Here is a 14037-nt window from a genome sequence, read left to right on the forward strand (position 1 = left end):
GGCGGCGTACAGCCAGAATTGCTGATCATCGATTCGAATCACAGTCTCGTCAAGAGCAACGTGATTCGGGCTTCGACCCTCTGTGGGCTGTAGATCGGCTTTCTGCACCCAATCGTGGATCGCTTTCGGCGAGCGCTCGACACCCCACTCTTCGAGAACCGGGACGGTATTCCGGAGCGACAGCCCCGCTAACTGCAACTGAATACCGAGCTTCATCGCACGCTCGGGTGTCCGCTGACGCTCCACAAAATCCAAATCAATCCAGTCTGTACATCCGGTGAGGCGGGCGATTTCTGGCATAGATCACCAAGAAATCACTCCGCCTCACTCTTCATCCTTAACTAAACACGACTGCAGAAAGTCGCGAAAGAGATTAGTAGCTCGTGAATTCGTGTTCCAGCAGAAACTCGAACTAAAGAAGCTCGAATAACGGTACTGTTTCGGTAACCGCCGCATTCGAGAAGTCGTCTTCCGAAGCTACGTCTTGCAGGGCCTGGGTACTACTAAACACAGTTTCCAAACCCTGTAGCCTCCCTTGGGAGATTTTTATGACACGCTCTGGACTCCAAGCAACTACTACCTCCCCCCACTTTTCTATCTGATCTAAACAGTATCAAACTCTGAAAGCAGTGAATATTTAAGCCATTAGTAACATAATCTTTGTATGACAAATACACCGAATATTGTGATTTTAGTGTTAGACACTGCTAGGTTTGATATTGTCAACACCAAAATAAATAGCAATATCACAACCCCTAACCTTTCACGTTTGGCTAAGAATGGGGTTACTTTCGATAATTGTTATGCTCCAGCACCTTGGACATTACCGTCACATGCATCATTATTCACTGGAATATACCCATCAAAGCATGGCGCTCATGCAGGAAATAAGTATCTGAATTCCAAATATTCAACGATTGCAGAGATTTTTCATCAGAATGGATACAAAACTGCAGCTGCAAGCAATAACACATGGATAAACGATAAATTTGGATTCGGCCAAGGGTTTGACACTTTCTTCAAGGGATGGAAATATTTCCAAAGTGGTGTGGATGTAAGCCAGGTCAGTGCAAAAAATCGTGGATTTAAAAAATATGCGTTGATAGCTAGAGAGGTTCTAAGAGGGAATCCAATCAAGAATGGTATTAACGCTCTTTTCAATAAATACCATTCAAATAATATGAATGATGATGATGGTGCCAAGAGAACTACGGAATGGTTAAAACATTGGATACCCACCAGAAAGCGACGAATTCGTTCGCGGATCAACGCACGGCGACCAGCAATTCTGGCTGTACGCTGCGACTGATCCTGAAACAAACGAACTGCTGCATCTATCTGCAGCCTTTTTCAACAACGACGACTCAGACGCGGTCAGTGGCTCTCTACGAGGGGTCTCATCAGCGAGCCGGAATCGAAGCCCGGTTCGGCGTTCCAATTCGGTTGCCTGACGACAATTGACAATACCGCAGAAGGGGACCGGCGGGAGAGCCGATCAGTTGTTGAACATCTCGCGCATCATCGGATGCATCTCCATCAACTGCTCCTCGGCGATCTCTTCGTACAGTTTGTACGTGATAGAGACCGTGAGCAGCAGTCCCGTTCCGGAGACACCGCCGATGGTGCCGAGCATGTTCGCTAAGACGGCCAGCAGTCCGACCAGTGCCCCGCCGATGACAGTCACCTGCGGGATGTATCGCTCCATCACCTTCTCGATGACCTGCGGATTACGGCGGAAGCCGGGAATCTGCATCCCGGAGTTCTGGATCTGTTTGGCGGTCGCTTCGGGGCCCATCCCCGTCGTTTCCACCCAGAAGATCGCGAAGATCGCACCGCCGATGATCATAAAGATCAGGTCGATGAGGACCCGGACGGCGATGGCGCCGGGCTCCTGGGAGGTGAACCCGAGGAACCACATCCAGTCCTGTCTGGACTGGATCGGCGCGATGTACCAGAACAGGCCACCGGTGACCTGTCCCTGGCTGTACTGACCGATCCATGCGGGCATCCCCGCCCACCAGTTGTTCAGGATCTGCCCGAGGAACTGGAGGTTCGCCTGCAGCGCGCGGACGAGGATCATCGGCAGGACGCTCGCGTAGATGAGCTTCACCGGGAAGCGACCGCGAGCACCCTTGACGTTCGCGTGCGAGAGCGGAATCTCGACGCGGACGCTCTCCGCGTAGACGACGATCCCGAAGATCAGCAGCGTCGTGATGAGCGCGAGGATCTGCCCCTGCCCGAGGAAGATGTCCGAGAGCCCGCCGGCCGTCAGCGGCGATCCGATCTCGACGGCACCGGTGACGATGCCGATCCACGTCGGGATGAAGCCGCTCTGACCGCCGAGGCTCTGCCAACTGAACAGCCCGGCGACGAGCTGTTGGCTCACGCCGGCGATAATGAACAGACCGACACCGGAACCGACGCCCCACTTGCTCACGATCTCGTCCATGAACAGGATGAGGACGCCGCCGACGAACATCTGTGCGAAGATGATCCCGCGGACGCCGCCAGTGCCGATGCCGAGCGACTGCGCGAGCGCCTCGCTCGGTGGCAGGAAGTTCCCGCCGAACACCATCGGGAGCCCGGTCAGACAGATCATCACGACCACCAGCAGCTTCTGGAGGCCCTGATACAGTACCTGATCCCGGGGGTCGTTGGTGTCCAGCCCGAGCAGATCCGCACCACCGAGCAACTGCAGCACGATGCTCGCCGTGACGATCGGCCCGATCCCGAGCTGCAGGATCGACCCTTGCGACCCGGCGAGGATGCTACGGAACTGTCCGTAGAAGTCCCCGCCCTGACCGCCAGTCTGCAGGCCGAACATCGTCACGTTCGTCAGGAAAAAATACAGCACGAGAATCCCGGCGGTCCACCCGAGCTTCCGGCGGAACGGAACGTGTCCCTCCGGACGCGTGACTGACGGCATCCGCGTCAGCACCGGTTCGGCGGCCTCCTTCCATCCCATAGATTACTCCTCGTCGTTCTCGTCGTCTTCGGCCTCGGCTTCAGCCTCGGCGAGGAGCTCCTCGCCGCGTTCGGTGAGCTCGACACTGCCACCGGCGTCCTCGACGAGTTCGACCGCACTCTCGGAGAACGCATCGGCAACGAGGTGGAGCTCTTGTCGCACCTGTCCGCCGCCCAGCACCTTCACGATATCGGCGCTCTCGGCGTCGTCGGCGACGTCGCGCGCATCGACGTGATACGCGTCGCCCTCGGTCTCGGCGACTCCGTCGGCCGCGAGCAGGGCGACGTCCTCGTCGATCTCGCTGACGTTGACCTCAGCGACGGTTCGCTGGGCGTCTTCCGGCCGCTTGAAGCCGTGTTTGCCGATCGGTTCGTAGTTGTGGAACTCGTGTTTGTCACGGCCGGCGCGGCCGCGACCGCCCCGGTGACCGGCACCGCGGCGGTTCTTGTGCGTGCCGCCGCCGTGCGTTCGCGATCCCCGCTGTCGTCGTTTCTTCGAGGTCATCGCATTGCCTCCAGGAGTTCGTCGATTTCTTCGGTGTTATGCTTTCCGAGCTGTCCACCCTCGCTGGTCGGGTGCTTCTGGCCCCGGTGGCCGCCTCGCGGCGGGTGGAGCCGAAGGACCGGTGAGAGACCCTGCTCGCGCAGCGTCGTCTCTTCGGCCACGATCGCCTCGGCGAGCGCGCCGAAGTCGTCGTAGTCGGTGTGCTCGGCCAGCCACGCCTCGTCGACGTCGGCGTCGCCCGATTCGGGCTCGGCACGCGTACGGAGGACGGTCTCGACGGCGTCCACGCTGGGTTCGCCGTGTGCGACGTACTCGTTGACTTTCGTGATCATCCCGCGATACGTGTCCGTCTCCGGGACGAACGCGCAGTGATTCACGCGGTGAATGTTGAGCATCTTGAGCGTGTCGTGTACGTCGGTGCTCATATTGACCTCGCCGCGGAGTTGAACGATCGCCTGCATCACTCGTCGACCTCCGCTTCCCGTTGTTTGGCCGCGGCGCGTCGAGGCGTCCGCGACTGCGAGGCGTTCTTCAGCGCGTTGTACGTCGCTTTCGCGAGGTTGACCGTCGTCCGCGTGTTCCCGTTCGAGCGGGTCCAGGCGTCCTGGACGCCCGCCAGCTCGAGGATGTTGCGGACGGTCTCGGCCGCTGCGAGCCCGAGCCCTTGCGGGGCGGGCATAATCTCGACGGTGACCGAACCGGCTTTGCCCTCGGCCTTCCGGGTGAGGGAGTTGACGCCGCCGGCGGAGTCCTCCCAGGACCCCGAGCCGCGGTCGACCGAGATGATGTTCAGCTTCGCGACGTCGATCGCCTTCTGAATCGCGGAGCCGACCTGATCGTCTCGCGCCTCGGCGTAGCCGAGGTAGCCGTCGCGGTTACCGATCGCGACGACACAGCGGAACTTCACCCGACGGCCGGAGTCGGTCATCCGCTGGACCATGTTGATGTCCAGCACCTCGTCGTCCAGCCCCGGGAGGAGCTGATCGACGAGTTCCGGTTCCTTCAGCGGCAGCCCCGTGTTGAGGGCCTGCTCCATCGAGGTCACGTCGCCGTCCTGTACCATTCGGCCGAGCCGCGTGCGCGGCGTCCAGCCGTTGTCGTTGCGTTGGCTCATGCGTCCTCCTGCAGTCGTTCGAGCACGTCGTCGAAGTGCTCGGGTAGGTTCGTGGCGTCGAAGTCTCCGGAGTAGAGGGGCTCGTCGAGCTGGTCGGCGTACTCGGCGATGTGTTCGCCGCGGTTACGCGACCAGTCCGCGAGCACCGACTCGTTGTGCGGGATCTCGAGGCCAGCGTCTATCGCTCCTTCCTGCACCGCGAACACCTTGTTACCGGGCGTCGCGGTGTTCAGTCCGATGTCGAGGACGGCCTCGTCGAGGCCGGCCCGGCGGGCTCGCGTCCCCGCGAGGAATCCCGTGAGGTACGCGCTCGGAAGGTTCCCGGTGGGAGCCTCCCAGCCGTATTCGGCGAGATCCTCGGAGGACGCGGCCGCGTGCGTCTCGTCTCCGTCCGGTCCGGGGGTGATCAGCTGCGCCCTGATGTGACTGTTGCTCACGCGAGCAACGAGGCGAGGCTTGCCCGATTTCAGCAGGCGCAACCTCTGATGGTAGTCCGTCCGGACCTCGCGGCGACGTCGCATCGGCACCTTGTAGCGTGGTCCTGTTGCCATTATTCTATCTCCACGTCGTAGTTGTTCCGTAGGTATGCTTCGAGCCGCGCCACGTCATCGAATTCGCCACCCGACGCCTTGTTGTACGCTTCGCGGTACTCTGTCGGCGTGAGCGGTCCGTCGTCGCGCAGTTCCTTCAGGCGACGACGCTGTGCGCGGATGCGGCTGACCCATTCGTCTTTCGAGTTCTTCCGACCGCCGGACCGCCCTTTGCGGGAGCCGGGGCCCTTGCGGTGGCCGTACGCGCGCTTCGCTGCGCGCTCGCGGGCGCGACCCTTGGAGTTCCCTTTCGCGTCTTTGGCGCGAATAGTTCCCTCCTCGATCAGGTCACGGATGTCCTCGCGGGTGATGGCCTCCGCAATCTCGGACTGTTCGTCGGGATCGAACCAGACGCGGTCCTTACCGACGTCGAGGACGTCGGCGGCCATACGTTTCTGTGCTTTCAGATCCGTCATTACTCTTCGACCTCCACTTCGACGTAGGTCGGGTTGAGGACGCGGATCTCGCGGTCCTCGGCTTCCTCTTCGATCTTCTCGCGCTTGCGGCCGCCGACTTTCGAGGCGATGCGGACGGCTTGCGTGTCGCCGTCGACACCCTCGAGGTCGTCGACGTTGTGGACGCGGACCTCCTCGAAGCCCGAGGGGTGAAGTCCGCGGGCGGCCTTCGGCGAGCGGAAGCCCGCCTCGACCATATCGCCCTTGCCCTTGACGCCGCGGCGCTGCTTCGAGAGGTTGCCGCGGGGTTTGCGCCAGGATTCGGGCACGCGCTTCTTCGCGTGGTACTTCTGGCGACGGAACGCCGGCTTGCCCTCGCGGTGCTTCTGGCCGAGTGCACGCGCCGTCTCGTCGTCGAGGTCGGGCGTCTTATCGGCGTAGCCGCGGGGACGGAGTTCCGTCTCGACGTCCTCGTCGGCCGCCTCGTCCTCGCTCTCGTCTTCGACTTCGGCCTCGGTCTCTTCGGTGACTTCGAGTCCGCCCACGTCGGCCTTGATGCGGGCCGCCAGGGCGTTCCCGACGCCGTCGACGTCTGCGAGTTCCGACTGGCTGGCTGCTTTCACGTCGTCGACCGACTCGTAGCCGGCCTCACGCAGCGCGTCGGCCTTCGAGGGGCCGACACCGCTGACGTCTTCGAGCGACTCGATCGCGTCGTCGTTCTCGGCTTCAGCGTCTTCGTTGTCGGCCATCTCAGGCACCTCCAGTCTGCGGCTTCTGCGTGATGTAGACGCCGTCCTGGAAGACGCGCGTGTCCTTGTCCGTCACGCGAGTGAGCTGTTCGATGTCGGCGGCGGTCTGCCCGACGTCCTCTTTCGAGGGACCCGTCAGGGTGACCACTTCGCCGTCGACCTGTACCTCTGTGTCTCCGCGGATCGGCGTCCGTCGCGAGGACTTCTCTCCGAGGAAGTTCTCGATGACGATCTCGTCGCCGTCGACGTTGACCTGCATCGGGAAGTGGGCGTAGTAGACTTCCATCTCGTACGTCCAGCCCTCGGTGACCCCGTGGAGCATGTTCGACACGTGGCTCTCGAAGGTCCCGACGGTCGCGTTCGTCTTCGCGTCCGATTCTTCGGACTCGATGACGACGACGTCGTCCTCGACGCTGACGCTGACGGAGGGGTACCACAGCGTCCGTGTGACGCTGCCGTTCGGCCCCTCGACGGTCAGGTCGAGGTTGGAAACCTCGGCGGAGACTTCGTCCGGAATCTCGATTTCTACTCTGTTCATTGTCTCAGTACACGTAGGCGATTACCTGTCCACCGATGCCCGCTTCGCGTGCATCGTAGTGGCTCATGACGCCGTGGCTCGTCGTGACGATGAGCGTCCCGTAGTCACGGGCGGGGAGGTATCGCTTCTCCCACTTCTCGAACTCGTCTGCGCCCGCGGAGTAGCGGGGCTTGACGACACCACATTCGTTGATTGCGCCGTTCAGTTCGACCTCGAATTGGCCGGCTTTGCCATCGTCGACGAACTCGAAGCCGTCGATGTACCCGCGGTCGTAGAAGACCTCGAGGACGGAGCCGATGACGTTCGAGGCGGGCTGTATCTCGTGCGACAGGTGCCCGACGCTCTCGGCGTTGTCCACACCGGCGAGCGCGTTGGCGAGTGGATCGTTTCCTGCCATAGTTATCGGTACTTCTTGAATCCCATCTCGCGGGCGACCTCGCGGAAGCACTGGCGGCACAGGTAGATCTCGTACTTACCGACGAGACCCTGATTGCGGCCGCAGCGACGGCACTCGTGGGTCTGTCCCGTGCGCCGACTCGCGTGCTCGCCCGTCTGTTCTGTTTCTGATTCGCTCATGCGTCTGTGACCTCCACCTCGAAGGCGTCCTCGAGGAACGTGATCGCGTCCTCGGGCGTCAGTCGATGCGCTTGCGGGATCGAACGCGACGCCTTGTCACGCTTCGTGACTCGGTAGCCCGGGCGGACGAGGTTGACCGTCACGTCCAGCCCGTAGATCCCGATCTGGGGGTCGTACTCCTGGGAGGGGAACTCGGTGTGCTCCTCGACGCCGAAACTGAAGTTGCCCGTGTCGTCGAACTGCCGGGCGTTCAGCTCTGCGATCGGCAGTGCCGTCTCCAGGAAGGACTCGGCGTCGTCGCCGCGAAGGGTGACCTTCGCGCCGACGGGATCACCAGTGCGCGAACCGAACTGCGTCGCGGCGCGCGTCGCCGTCGTTCGGACGGCTTCCTGGCCGGCGATCTCTTCGAGGATCTCCTCGGCGTTCGCGAGTTCGCGACCACCTTCGCCGACGCCCATGTGGACGACGACCTTCTCGATCTGGGGCTCGCGCATCTCGTGGAACGACGCGTCGCTCCCGCTCATTCGTCGTCACCTCCGTCGGCGTCGGATTCGGCCTCCTCGGCCTCCTCGTCGTCGACGAAGTTCTCGTCGATCACGACGACGTAGTCCTCGATCGTCTCGAAGGCGCTATCGTCGGTCTCGACGATGACGGTGTTGTCGCCGCTGCCGGCGGTGACGGTGATCTCGTCGATCTCGCCGATCTCGCCCGAGTGCGACCCGTCGACGGCAGTGACCAGCGCACCCTCCTCGTAGGGGAAGTGCGCGACGATCTCTTTGTCCTCGTTGTCGACGACGAGCGAGTCCTTCGTGTTGTACTCGCTATCGTCCTCGACGCGGAGGTTCGCGCCGTCGTGCAGCGTGAGTTGCGTCTCGCCGCCCGAGACAGACTGCTTGCCGACGATCTTGCCGAGGCGGCTACCGGCCGCGTCGGCGTCGATCGGGGTCAGCGCGAGGCGTCCGCCTTCCTGGGGGAAGACGCGGTAGTACTCTTCGCGCTCGGTGAACGCGAGGATGTCGAACATCCCCACCGGGCGCTGCTCGTCGGAGATCTCGTCGCCGTTGACGAGGACTGCGCCCTCGTTCAGTGCGTAGCGGGCCTCCTTCTTCGAGTCGACGTAGCCGAGCACGTCCCGCAGCAGGATGAGGAGGGGAACCCCGTCCTCACCGTGCGGGCCCGCGCCGGCTTTGACCGTGAACGTCCCCGTCTTCCGCTCGACGGGCCAGGCGTTCGGTGCCGACAGTCGTTTCTGGTGTCGCGTCATTCGTTGTCCTCCGTGAGTCGCGCCTCACGGCGGTCGTCTTCCAGGTCCAGTTCCGTCACGCGGAGGTTCGACGCATCGAGCGGGCGCGGCACTTCTTCGCCGTCGGCCTTCTCGATGGTCACGCCCTCGACGTGGACGACGGTGTCGCGGAGGTCCACGTCGATGACTTCGGCTTCCGTGCCGGCGTCGTCGCCGCGGAGCACCTCGACGGTGTCGCCCACGTTGACGCGGACGTTGCGCTGGCCGTACTCCTCGCGGAGGTCGTCGGACAGCGTCGAGCGGACCTGGTCCTGCCGCTCGTGTAGGGGCGCGTTCTGCGTCCGTGTTCGCTGTTTGTGTGGTTGTTTGGTCATACGTTACACCTCAGACGATCATCGTCGCCGTTGAGGCGATGCTCCCGAAGCGCTCGGCCACTTCCCGCGCGATGGGACCCTTGATCTCGGTCCCGCGAGGTTCCTCCATCTCGTCGATGATGACGGCGGCGTTGTCCTCGAACTTCACGCGCGTCCCGTCCGGCCGGCGGATCGGTTTCCGCTGACGGACGATGACGGCCTGCAGCACCTGGCGGCGCATCTCCGGCGTCCCTTTCGTCACCGAGACGGTGATCTGGTCGCCGATGCCCGCCTTGGGGTGTCGGTTCTTGGTTCCTGAGTAGCCCTTCACGCTGATGACCTTCAGCTGGCGCGCGCCAGTGTTGTCGGCGCACGTGATGAGCGAGCCTCGTTCGAGGCCTTTGGTGACGTCGGCTTTCAGGGCCTCCATCACTCCTCACCTCCGAGGGTCTCGACCACGACGTGAGCCTTGGTCTTCGACAGCGGTCGGGTCTCTGCGATGCGTACCGCGTCGCCTTCCGCGAGATCCACGCACGGGGGTGCGTGGGCCGGAACGCGACTACGCCGCTTCATGTAGCGGTCGTACTTGGGAACGTGAACGTCGTATTCACGTTCCACGATGACGGTTTTCTCCATGTCGGTGGAGGCGACCGTGCCCTCGAGCGTCTGTCCACGCACGGAAAGTGTCCCGTGGAACGGACAGTTCTCGTCGGAGCAGGCCTCCTCCGGTTCTTCTACGTTCAGTCCTATCGCCATAGTGTGTCACCTGCCTTCTCGGTCCGCAAGGCGGGTCGTGAGAGCAGTCGTGTGCCATCCACCGTAACGTAGGCCGCGCCCTGGCAACGGCCAGACTGACCGGCATCTAATCCGCCGGCAGTTTCCGACCGAAGTTCGGACGCGGTCCCCGACGCCTTCGCAGCGTCGGCGGCTTCATCTGTGCGTTCGTGTCCGCGTTCGTCGGTCGCTCCGGACGGGTCGTCCGAAGCGGGAAGCTCGAACTCCAGCTTGGAGCCCTGCTTCGGCACCTGAACCACCCGAGTCGAGCCGTCGTCCGCGCTCTCGGCGGCCGCGGCGTCGCGCTCGCTGACGTCGACGTGTAGGGTCTGCATCGTCTCGATGACGACGCGCCCCGCGATCCCGACGAGGTCGGGGTTGGGCGCGTCGACGACGGCCACGCGGAGGCCGTTGAGCTCGTGTCGCGTCAGTGTCTCGGGTGTCAGTGCCATTGTCGGGTTACTCCTCGTCGAGGTCGCCTTTTTCGTGCTGGATCGTCTTGATCCGCGCGATCGTCTTCTTCAGCTCGTTGACGCGGCCCGGGTTCTCCGGCGCACCGCCGGCGGCCTGGACGGCTCGCGTGTTGAGCAGTTCAGTCTCGAGCTCTTCGAGCTCGGCTTCGCGCTCTGCGGCCGTCATGTCGCGGATCTCTTCGGTGTAGAGGATCGCCATTATTCGTCATCCTCCTCGTCGTCGGCCTCGTCGGCCGCTTCCATCTCGTCGAGGAGTTCCTCGGCCTCGGCCTCGACGTCCTCGTCGAGTTCGTCGAGTTCCTCCTCGACGGCGTCCTCGTCCGGAACGTCGACGTCGTCGCTCCCGACGGGCTCTTCGGCGGTCTCTTCGACGACCTCTTCGACGACTTCCTCGTCGATGACCTCCTCGGGCGTTTCGTCGGGGATCTCGACCTCGTCGTCGGCCTCGCCGACGTCAGGGATCTCCTCGGGCTCTTCTTCGAGCAGTTCCTCGACGCCCTCGCTCTCTGCGACCTGCTCGACGGGCTCGACGTCCACGTCTTCGTGGATCTCGAAGTCGTCGGGCAGCTCCGCACCCGGCGGGATGATCTTCACGGTCACGCCGATCGTGCCGAGCTTCATCACGGCGACGCCCTGGCCTTCGTCGACGATCTCCTGGGCGGGTTCGCCGTTGTGCTTGATGTAGCCGCGGTTGAACTTCTCTACGCGCGAGCGCGCACCGGTGACCTTCCCGCTCAGGACGATCTCGGCGCCGAGTGCGCCGGACTCCATGATGCGGTCGATCGTCGTGTGACCCGCCTTGCGGAAGTACCAGCCACGCTCGAGCGCGTTGGCCAGTCGGTCCGCGACGATGCGGGCGTTGAGGTCGGGTTCGTCGACCTCCTGTACGTCGATCTGGGGATCGTCGAGGTCGAACCGCTCTTCGAGTTCGCGGGTGACCTTTCGGATGTTCTTCCCGCCCTTGCCGATGACCATCCCGGGCTTTTCGGCCTTCAGGACGATCTGGGTTCCCATCGGGGTCTTCGCGACGTCCATCCCGCCGTAGCCGGCGCGACCGAGTTCGTCGGCGAAGAACTCGTCGATCTGTGAGCGCTGCAGTCCGTCTTCGATGAACTGGTGTTCGTCGGCCATTAGGCTTCGACCTCCTCGGGTTCTTCGATGATGAGTTCCACGTCGCACTCGATCGTGTTCCACGGGTCGGCGCTACCGAACGCCCGGGGCTTGCGGCCCTGACGCTCGCCGACCTTGTGGGGCGCGACGTGCTTGATGACCATCGAGCGACCGTCGAAGCCCTGCTCGTCCGCGTTCGACGCGACGTTGTGCAGGAGTTCGAGGAACGCGTTCGACGCCTTCTCGGGGTACCGTCCCGCGTCCCAGCCATCGATGTCCGAGCGGTGTCCGACGCCAGTGTTGTGCTGTCGGAACGGCACGGACTGTTTCTCGTCGATGACGTCTTCGAGATAGGACTCGGCGTCTGCGACGGTCATGCCCTTGATCTCGCGGGCGATGGCCTTGCTGTGCTTCAGGCTGATGGGCCGCTCGCGGAGCATCCCCTTGGCGGTGGTCTCCGGGTCGGCCTCGACGCTGTAGTTGATACCCATGGGTTATTTGAGCGGCACGAACTTCGAGGACCGGGTCGCGCCGATGCCGGCCTGCCCGTGTTCGACCGACGTCCGGGTCAGCTGGAATTCGCCCAGATAGTGCCCGATCATCTCGGGCTCGACGCGGACGCGCTCGAAGGACTGCCCGGTGTACACCTCGAACGTCTTTTCGACGAATTCGGGGAGGATGGGCATGTCTCGGAGGTGCGTCCGGATCGGGTCGTTGGCCGTCTCCTGGACGCCGGCCTCGCGGGCCTCCGCCAGCAGTTTCTCCTGCTGGACGGAGAGTCCTCGTTCGATGGTTCGCCGCTGTCGGGCGGGGAGCAGTTCCGCGACCTCTTCGAGCGACAGCTCCTGCAGCTCGTCGAGCGTGTGGCCGCGGTAGGTGAACTCACCTTCGCGGCCGGTACGGTATTCCGAACTCATGTTAGTCCTTGCCTCCTTTGCCACCGCGACCGGTGCGCTTCGAGGCGATGTCGCCGACCTTCCGTCCCGGCGGGGCGTCCCGCGAGACGGACTTCGGCTGTCCGGGGTGCTGTCGGCCGCCGCCACCGAACGGGTGGTCGACGGCGTTCATCGCGACACCGCGGACGCGCGGCCACTTGATGCCGCGGGCTTTCATCTTGTGGTGCTTCTTGCCGGCCTTCACGAACGGCTTCTCCGTTCGACCGCCGCCGGCGACCACGCCGACCGTGGCACGGCACTGCGGGTTCAGCCGCTTGACCTCCCCGGAGGGGAGCTGGACGACCGCCACGCGGCGGTCGTGCGTCATCAGCTGGGCGCTCGTCCCGGACGCGCGGGCGAATTTCCCGCCGTCGCCGGGCTGGCGCTCGACGTTACAGACCGGGACTCCTTCTGGGATCTCCGCCAGCGGGAGCGTGTTCCCGGGCTTGATCTCCGCGCTCACGCCGACCTGAATGGTGTCGCCGACGGCGACGCCTTCGGGTGCGAGGATGAGCCGCTGGTCGCCGTCTTCGAATTCGACGGCGACGACCGGCGCACTGCGAGCGGGGTCGTGCTCGATGTCGACGACCGTCCCGGAGACGGTGTCGTCCGATTCAGCCTTCTTGTGCGAGAGTTCGGCCTTGTAGCGGTGCGACGGCGCCCGGAACGTGGACGTGCCGCGGCCGCGACGTTGACCTTGAATTCGTCGTCCCATTATCAGAACACCCCGATTCGCGAGGCGACTTCCTGCGCGTCGTCGTCCTCGTGGAGTCGGACGGTCGCCTTCTTCTTGCCTTGCGGTGTCACCTGCGTGTTGACGTTCACGACGGACACCTCATAGCGGGACTCGACCTCGTCGACGACGTCGCGCTTCGTGGCGTCGAGGTCGACGATGAACTGGAGCTTGTTGTCGAAGTCCATCTCGTCCATCGCCTTCTCGGTGACGAGCGGATGCTCGATGAGCGAACTCATCGCGAGGCCACCTCCTCGACCGCGCTCTCGGTGAAGAGCGTGAGGCGACCGGCCTGTGTACCGGGTGCGAGGTCCTCGGCGCTCACGTTGTCGGCGGTGACCACGTCGGCACCGGCGAGGTTACGTGCAGCCTTGGACGGCTCGTCGCTCGTGACGAAGAGGATCGACTTCGGCCGGGTGTACTTCCGGCCGCGGGTCTTGCCTCGGCCCGCCTTGACTTTCCTGTTCTCGTCGGAACGCTCGATGTCGGCGTGGAGGCCGAGCGATTCGAGCAGGTCGACGACCTCGCGCGTCTTCACGAGGTCCTCGAAGTCGTCGGAGACGACGAGCGGGAGTTCGACGTCGTCCTCGAACTGGTGACCGCGCTCGCGGACGAGTTCCTCGTCCGTCGTGGCGGCGATCGCCGAGCGTACGGCGAGTTTCCGCTCTTTGTCGTTGATGTCTTTGCCCTGGTCCTTCTCTGCTTTCGGCGGGTGCGCTTTCCGACCCTTGATCGTGTGCGGAACGCGCCGTGCGCGCCCGTTCTCACGGGGCACGTGCGCCATCCCGCGGCCGCTGCCGAACGATTCGGCCGGAGTTCGGAGCCCTGCGTAGGGATCGGCACCGTACGCCTGTTTTCGGTTCGCCTGCGCGGCGACGACGGCGCGCTCGATGAGGTCCGGACGGTACGCCGTCTCGAAGACCTCGGGAAGGTCGAGCGTGCCGGCGTCGTCGCCGTTCAGGTCGCGAATTGTTGCCTTCATTGG

The 14037-nt window shown here is 63.4% G+C and carries 24 protein-coding genes and 2 pseudogenes; 2 read left to right on the forward strand and 24 right to left on the reverse strand.

Annotated elements, in window-relative coordinates; all coding sequences use genetic code 11:
- A pseudogene (locus tag BLU74_RS08435) lies at positions 1-300 on the reverse strand (IS6 family transposase); the annotation flags it as partial.
- Between the two features lie 364 nt (positions 301-664).
- Between BLU74_RS08435 and BLU74_RS08440 the strand changes: the two are divergent.
- Both BLU74_RS08440 and BLU74_RS18430 read left to right on the forward strand, forming a co-directional pair.
- On the forward strand, positions 665-1309 hold the full coding sequence (locus tag BLU74_RS08440; RefSeq protein WP_089766846.1) for a sulfatase-like hydrolase/transferase: 645 nt from the start codon (positions 665-667) through the stop codon (positions 1307-1309).
- Positions 1278-1392: pseudogene (locus BLU74_RS18430) on the forward strand (IS6 family transposase); the annotation flags it as partial. The gene BLU74_RS08440 and the pseudogene BLU74_RS18430, both read left to right, overlap by 32 nt.
- 103 nt (positions 1393-1495) lie before the next feature.
- Here BLU74_RS18430 and secY read toward each other — a convergent pair.
- From secY to rpl4p, 23 genes are read right to left on the reverse strand one after another with little or no spacing between them, the layout of a single operon-like run.
- Positions 1496-2965 carry a preprotein translocase subunit SecY gene (gene secY, locus BLU74_RS08445; protein WP_089766847.1) on the reverse strand — a complete coding sequence of 490 codons (1470 nt, stop codon included), beginning with the start codon at positions 2963-2965 and terminating at the stop codon, positions 1496-1498.
- A 3-nt stretch (positions 2966-2968) separates the two neighbouring features.
- On the reverse strand, positions 2969-3469 hold the full coding sequence (locus tag BLU74_RS08450) for an uL15m family ribosomal protein (protein WP_089766848.1): 501 nt from the start codon (positions 3467-3469) through the stop codon (positions 2969-2971).
- A complete protein-coding gene (locus BLU74_RS08455; RefSeq protein ID WP_089766849.1) occupies positions 3466-3930 on the reverse strand; it encodes a 50S ribosomal protein L30 in 465 nt (154 codons plus the stop codon). The genes BLU74_RS08450 and BLU74_RS08455 overlap by 4 nt, the downstream gene beginning before the upstream one ends.
- Positions 3930-4583, reverse strand: a complete 654-nt coding sequence (locus BLU74_RS08460) for a 30S ribosomal protein S5 (protein ID WP_089766850.1) — start codon at positions 4581-4583, stop codon at positions 3930-3932. Before BLU74_RS08460 ends, BLU74_RS08455 begins: the two co-directional genes overlap by 1 nt.
- Positions 4580-5134 carry a 50S ribosomal protein L18 gene (locus BLU74_RS08465; protein ID WP_089766851.1) on the reverse strand — a complete coding sequence of 185 codons (555 nt, stop codon included), beginning with the start codon at positions 5132-5134 and terminating at the stop codon, positions 4580-4582. The genes BLU74_RS08460 and BLU74_RS08465 overlap by 4 nt, the downstream gene beginning before the upstream one ends.
- Complete coding sequence (locus BLU74_RS08470; RefSeq protein ID WP_089766852.1) at positions 5134-5589, reverse strand: 50S ribosomal protein L19e; 456 nt, start codon at positions 5587-5589, stop codon at positions 5134-5136. Before BLU74_RS08470 ends, BLU74_RS08465 begins: the two co-directional genes overlap by 1 nt.
- A complete protein-coding gene (locus tag BLU74_RS08475; protein WP_089766853.1) occupies positions 5589-6317 on the reverse strand; it encodes a 50S ribosomal protein L32e in 729 nt (242 codons plus the stop codon). The genes BLU74_RS08470 and BLU74_RS08475 overlap by 1 nt, the downstream gene beginning before the upstream one ends.
- Before the next feature lies 1 nt (position 6318).
- Positions 6319-6855 carry a 50S ribosomal protein L6 gene (locus BLU74_RS08480; RefSeq protein WP_089766854.1) on the reverse strand — a complete coding sequence of 179 codons (537 nt, stop codon included), beginning with the start codon at positions 6853-6855 and terminating at the stop codon, positions 6319-6321.
- Between the two features lie 4 nt (positions 6856-6859).
- On the reverse strand, positions 6860-7252 hold the full coding sequence (locus BLU74_RS08485) for a 30S ribosomal protein S8 (RefSeq protein ID WP_089766855.1): 393 nt from the start codon (positions 7250-7252) through the stop codon (positions 6860-6862).
- Between the two features lie 2 nt (positions 7253-7254).
- Entirely contained in the window at positions 7255-7431 is a 177-nt protein-coding gene (locus tag BLU74_RS08490; RefSeq protein WP_089766856.1) for a 30S ribosomal protein S14, read from the reverse strand.
- Complete coding sequence (locus tag BLU74_RS08495; protein ID WP_089766857.1) at positions 7428-7955, reverse strand: 50S ribosomal protein L5; 528 nt, start codon at positions 7953-7955, stop codon at positions 7428-7430. The genes BLU74_RS08490 and BLU74_RS08495 overlap by 4 nt, the downstream gene beginning before the upstream one ends.
- A complete protein-coding gene (locus tag BLU74_RS08500; RefSeq protein ID WP_089766858.1) occupies positions 7952-8695 on the reverse strand; it encodes a 30S ribosomal protein S4e in 744 nt (247 codons plus the stop codon). Before BLU74_RS08500 ends, BLU74_RS08495 begins: the two co-directional genes overlap by 4 nt.
- On the reverse strand, positions 8692-9048 hold the full coding sequence (gene rplX / locus BLU74_RS08505; RefSeq protein WP_089766859.1) for a 50S ribosomal protein L24: 357 nt from the start codon (positions 9046-9048) through the stop codon (positions 8692-8694). The genes BLU74_RS08500 and rplX overlap by 4 nt, the downstream gene beginning before the upstream one ends.
- A gap of 10 nt (positions 9049-9058) precedes the next feature.
- Positions 9059-9457, reverse strand: coding sequence for a 50S ribosomal protein L14 (locus BLU74_RS08510; protein WP_089766860.1), 399 nt, complete (start codon positions 9455-9457; stop codon positions 9059-9061).
- Positions 9457-9783 carry a 30S ribosomal protein S17 gene (locus BLU74_RS08515; RefSeq protein ID WP_089766861.1) on the reverse strand — a complete coding sequence of 109 codons (327 nt, stop codon included), beginning with the start codon at positions 9781-9783 and terminating at the stop codon, positions 9457-9459. The genes BLU74_RS08510 and BLU74_RS08515 overlap by 1 nt, the downstream gene beginning before the upstream one ends.
- Positions 9774-10253, reverse strand: coding sequence for a ribonuclease P protein component 1 (locus BLU74_RS08520; RefSeq protein ID WP_089766862.1), 480 nt, complete (start codon positions 10251-10253; stop codon positions 9774-9776). The genes BLU74_RS08515 and BLU74_RS08520 overlap by 10 nt, the downstream gene beginning before the upstream one ends.
- A gap of 7 nt (positions 10254-10260) precedes the next feature.
- Positions 10261-10473 carry a 50S ribosomal protein L29 gene (gene rpmC / locus BLU74_RS08525; RefSeq protein ID WP_089766863.1) on the reverse strand — a complete coding sequence of 71 codons (213 nt, stop codon included), beginning with the start codon at positions 10471-10473 and terminating at the stop codon, positions 10261-10263.
- The gene (locus tag BLU74_RS08530; protein WP_089766864.1) at positions 10473-11405 is read right to left on the reverse strand and encodes a 30S ribosomal protein S3; all 933 of its coding nucleotides are present in this window, start codon (positions 11403-11405) and stop codon (positions 10473-10475) included. The genes rpmC and BLU74_RS08530 overlap by 1 nt, the downstream gene beginning before the upstream one ends.
- Positions 11405-11875, reverse strand: coding sequence for a 50S ribosomal protein L22 (locus BLU74_RS08535; protein ID WP_089766865.1), 471 nt, complete (start codon positions 11873-11875; stop codon positions 11405-11407). The genes BLU74_RS08530 and BLU74_RS08535 overlap by 1 nt, the downstream gene beginning before the upstream one ends.
- A gap of 3 nt (positions 11876-11878) precedes the next feature.
- Positions 11879-12301, reverse strand: a complete 423-nt coding sequence (locus BLU74_RS08540; RefSeq protein WP_089766866.1) for a 30S ribosomal protein S19 — start codon at positions 12299-12301, stop codon at positions 11879-11881.
- 1 nt (position 12302) lies between these two features.
- Entirely contained in the window at positions 12303-13034 is a 732-nt protein-coding gene (locus BLU74_RS08545; RefSeq protein WP_089766867.1) for a 50S ribosomal protein L2, read from the reverse strand.
- Between the two features lie 2 nt (positions 13035-13036).
- On the reverse strand, positions 13037-13291 hold the full coding sequence (locus BLU74_RS08550; RefSeq protein WP_089766868.1) for a 50S ribosomal protein L23: 255 nt from the start codon (positions 13289-13291) through the stop codon (positions 13037-13039).
- Positions 13288-14034, reverse strand: a complete 747-nt coding sequence (gene rpl4p / locus BLU74_RS08555; protein WP_089766869.1) for a 50S ribosomal protein L4 — start codon at positions 14032-14034, stop codon at positions 13288-13290. The genes BLU74_RS08550 and rpl4p overlap by 4 nt, the downstream gene beginning before the upstream one ends.
- Positions 14035-14037: the final 3 nt, after the last annotated feature.

It is taken from the genome of Halobellus clavatus, from assembly GCF_900107195.1.
In the GTDB taxonomy this organism is placed as follows: domain Archaea; phylum Halobacteriota; class Halobacteria; order Halobacteriales; family Haloferacaceae; genus Haloquadratum; species Haloquadratum clavatum.

Coding starts and splice junctions, on each gene's coding strand:
- BLU74_RS08490 (WP_089766856.1), bottom strand. CDS start 7,431: ATGAGCGAATCAGAAACAGAACAGACGGGCGAGCACGCGAGTCGGCGC.
- secY (WP_089766847.1), bottom strand. CDS start 2,965: ATGGGATGGAAGGAGGCCGCCGAACCGGTGCTGACGCGGATGCCGTCA.
- BLU74_RS08485 (WP_089766855.1), bottom strand. CDS start 7,252: ATGGCAGGAAACGATCCACTCGCCAACGCGCTCGCCGGTGTGGACAAC.
- BLU74_RS08440 (WP_089766846.1), top strand. CDS start 665: ATGACAAATACACCGAATATTGTGATTTTAGTGTTAGACACTGCTAGG.
- rpl4p (WP_089766869.1), bottom strand. CDS start 14,034: ATGAAGGCAACAATTCGCGACCTGAACGGCGACGACGCCGGCACGCTC.
- BLU74_RS08455 (WP_089766849.1), bottom strand. CDS start 3,930: ATGCAGGCGATCGTTCAACTCCGCGGCGAGGTCAATATGAGCACCGAC.
- BLU74_RS08475 (WP_089766853.1), bottom strand. CDS start 6,317: ATGGCCGACAACGAAGACGCTGAAGCCGAGAACGACGACGCGATCGAG.
- BLU74_RS08460 (WP_089766850.1), bottom strand. CDS start 4,583: ATGAGCCAACGCAACGACAACGGCTGGACGCCGCGCACGCGGCTCGGC.
- BLU74_RS08520 (WP_089766862.1), bottom strand. CDS start 10,253: ATGGCACTGACACCCGAGACACTGACGCGACACGAGCTCAACGGCCTC.
- BLU74_RS08465 (WP_089766851.1), bottom strand. CDS start 5,134: ATGGCAACAGGACCACGCTACAAGGTGCCGATGCGACGTCGCCGCGAG.
- BLU74_RS08450 (WP_089766848.1), bottom strand. CDS start 3,469: ATGACCTCGAAGAAACGACGACAGCGGGGATCGCGAACGCACGGCGGC.
- rplX (WP_089766859.1), bottom strand. CDS start 9,048: ATGACCAAACAACCACACAAACAGCGAACACGGACGCAGAACGCGCCC.
- BLU74_RS08480 (WP_089766854.1), bottom strand. CDS start 6,855: ATGAACAGAGTAGAAATCGAGATTCCGGACGAAGTCTCCGCCGAGGTT.
- BLU74_RS08495 (WP_089766857.1), bottom strand. CDS start 7,955: ATGAGCGGGAGCGACGCGTCGTTCCACGAGATGCGCGAGCCCCAGATC.
- BLU74_RS08530 (WP_089766864.1), bottom strand. CDS start 11,405: ATGGCCGACGAACACCAGTTCATCGAAGACGGACTGCAGCGCTCACAG.
- BLU74_RS08550 (WP_089766868.1), bottom strand. CDS start 13,291: ATGAGTTCGCTCATCGAGCATCCGCTCGTCACCGAGAAGGCGATGGAC.
- BLU74_RS08540 (WP_089766866.1), bottom strand. CDS start 12,301: ATGAGTTCGGAATACCGTACCGGCCGCGAAGGTGAGTTCACCTACCGC.
- BLU74_RS08510 (WP_089766860.1), bottom strand. CDS start 9,457: ATGGAGGCCCTGAAAGCCGACGTCACCAAAGGCCTCGAACGAGGCTCG.
- rpmC (WP_089766863.1), bottom strand. CDS start 10,473: ATGGCGATCCTCTACACCGAAGAGATCCGCGACATGACGGCCGCAGAG.
- BLU74_RS08545 (WP_089766867.1), bottom strand. CDS start 13,034: ATGGGACGACGAATTCAAGGTCAACGTCGCGGCCGCGGCACGTCCACG.
- BLU74_RS08500 (WP_089766858.1), bottom strand. CDS start 8,695: ATGACGCGACACCAGAAACGACTGTCGGCACCGAACGCCTGGCCCGTC.
- BLU74_RS08515 (WP_089766861.1), bottom strand. CDS start 9,783: ATGGCGATAGGACTGAACGTAGAAGAACCGGAGGAGGCCTGCTCCGAC.
- BLU74_RS08470 (WP_089766852.1), bottom strand. CDS start 5,589: ATGACGGATCTGAAAGCACAGAAACGTATGGCCGCCGACGTCCTCGAC.
- BLU74_RS08535 (WP_089766865.1), bottom strand. CDS start 11,875: ATGGGTATCAACTACAGCGTCGAGGCCGACCCGGAGACCACCGCCAAG.